Annotated in this window: 1 protein-coding gene; it reads left to right on the top strand. The window is 45.8% G+C overall.

Annotation, left to right across the window (positions count from 1 at the left end; all coding sequences use genetic code 11):
* The first annotated feature begins 233 nt into the window (after positions 1-233).
* Complete coding sequence (locus ACFQ4A_RS16415; RefSeq protein ID WP_382402502.1) at positions 234-1,451, top strand: transposase; 1,218 nt, start codon at positions 234-236, stop codon at positions 1,449-1,451.
* Positions 1,452-1,610 lie beyond the last annotated feature (159 nt).

Below are 1,610 nucleotides of genomic sequence, written 5' to 3'. Positions count from 1 at the left end.
CAGGGTCCACGCTTAAGAGATGATTAGACATGAAGCGAGACTTAACATGGCAGGAAGAACGGGGATCTATGGTTTTCGGCTAAAAAATTCAATTTTCACTGGAAATTGGCAGGATTTAATCACAAAATGAAGAAAACCTCCTTAGGGCCCAACCCAAGGAGGTGACTCCACTGTCGAAACAGTGGATAAAGGAGTTTATCCTTTATATTACTAAGGTATATGGTTTCGATGTAATGGTCAAGGGGGCAAACGATTTCAGGCGATCACAAAAGTATAATCCATCGACAATTTTTATCATCTTGTTTATTGGCTTTGTTCTTCGCTTGGAAAGCATGGAAGCCTTTGACCGGGAAATCCAGAAGGGTCGGTTCAAACGTGTGGTTTCCCGTAAAAAGGGAAAGCCTTCTCATGACACCTTGCGGGATGCTTTGTGTCAATGGGATTCCAATCATCTGGACCAATGCCACGATCAGTTCATTGCCAAATTCAAACAAAATCACGGGCCCCGTAAAGGCAATATTGACGGTTGGCGTATTGGTGCGATAGATGGGGTGGAATTGTTTACTTCCACGAGTCGCAGCTGTTCGGATTGTTTGGTTCGAAAAAATAAAGAAGGCGAAATCGAGCACTTCCATCGGGCTGTTGTTCTGCAAAAGGTCGGTGGTGACCCACGTATCCTCTATGGCGTGGAACATTTAAAGCCACGTGATGGTGCCGAGAAGGGCGAGGGTGAAATCACTGGTGCCAGCCGCCTTCTTGAAACGGTAAAACGGCATGGACGACTGATGGATATCATCACCGCAGATGCCTTATACGCTAAGGCAACGTTTATCCATCAAGTTCTGGATCAGGGTATGGATGCCGTGATCCGTATGAAAGAAGAACGTCGGCTCATCATGCAGGATGCCAGAGGCCTTTTTGATCATCGCCCTGCCGACGTGCAGTGGGAAGAAAAGGATACCGATGGCGACCGGGTGAAGGTCGAGGCCTGGGATGAAGAAGGATTTGGAAGTTGGAGGCAGGTCAATGTCCCCATACGAATGGTTAAGATGGTTCGCCAAACGGAGCGAAAAATAATCGTTGGAGGCCAAAAGAAGGCAGAGATAGAAATCATTGAAAGATGGGTGGCGACCACCTGTCCGAAGTCGGCAGTGCCTACAGAAACGATTTCCAAAATTGCCGCTGCACGGTGGGATATTGAAAATAATGGGTTTCATGATTTAAAGACCTATTGGCATCTGGATCATCCCTACGTTCACGACCCGACGGCTATTGAAGCCTGGGTGGCCATTCTTGTATTAGCCGTCAACATGGTATATAGCTATTTCTACATGCATCTGCATCATTTCCGGGAGTGGCAGGTACCACTCAAGGAAATTATTCAGGAAATGAAGGAACAGATGCGTTGGACCATGCCCAGGATGAGTCAATTGTTTTGGAAACCGGGTTAGCGTTTCGTAATTGAATAAAGATTCGACAAAAATCGTTGGGACGAGTATGTCATTCACCTGTGAAGAATGTCGTTTCTTTATGACTATTGTCGCAATTTAACGCAGGAAACACCTTTAAAATTCTGAAAAGAAAACTGGAAATTTAAAGCGTGGGTCCTG

It is taken from the genome of Lentibacillus salinarum, assembly GCF_042679865.1.
GTDB lineage: Bacteria > Bacillota > Bacilli > Bacillales > Amphibacillaceae > Lentibacillus > Lentibacillus salinarum.
This window is presented reverse-complemented; position numbering and strand designations above follow the sequence as displayed.